We start from the raw sequence: 308 nt of genomic DNA, 5'->3' as shown, positions 1-308 counted from the left end.
ACCCTGACCCGAACTTTCAAAACTGAATATCAGCCGCCCACCAGCGGCCAGCGAAAGCAGTAAGTCTGAAAAAGATTTGCTGCTTTTTTTGTGTCCATTTGGCAAAATCGAAAATCACCCGTAGTAGGTAGGTGAAGCCAGAAAAAACTGCCTGCTCCGTTTGGCAAATTTCTAAGAGCGGTGGTGTGGGGAGTGAAAGGAAAAATTCTCTGCCCCGCCGGTTGCCAAAATCCTGTTGCCCGGATTACTAAGGCAAAAGAAATTTTGAAAAATCCCCGTCCAGCGGGTAGCTGGCGGCCTTTGAAATG

The 308-nt window shown here is 48.1% G+C and carries 1 protein-coding gene; it reads right to left on the bottom strand.

Annotated features, from left to right (window positions below):
• Window positions 1–29: 29 nt before the first annotated feature.
• Window positions 30–308: hypothetical protein (locus tag JCM17207_RS12705; RefSeq protein ID WP_238317997.1), on the bottom strand; the 279-nt coding region annotated here is incomplete at its 5' end.

This window comes from Faecalibacterium gallinarum (assembly GCF_022180365.1).
Classification (GTDB): domain Bacteria; phylum Bacillota; class Clostridia; order Oscillospirales; family Ruminococcaceae; genus Faecalibacterium; species Faecalibacterium gallinarum.
Note: the sequence above shows the minus strand (reverse complement) of the source record. Positions and strands in the feature narration are given on the sequence as shown.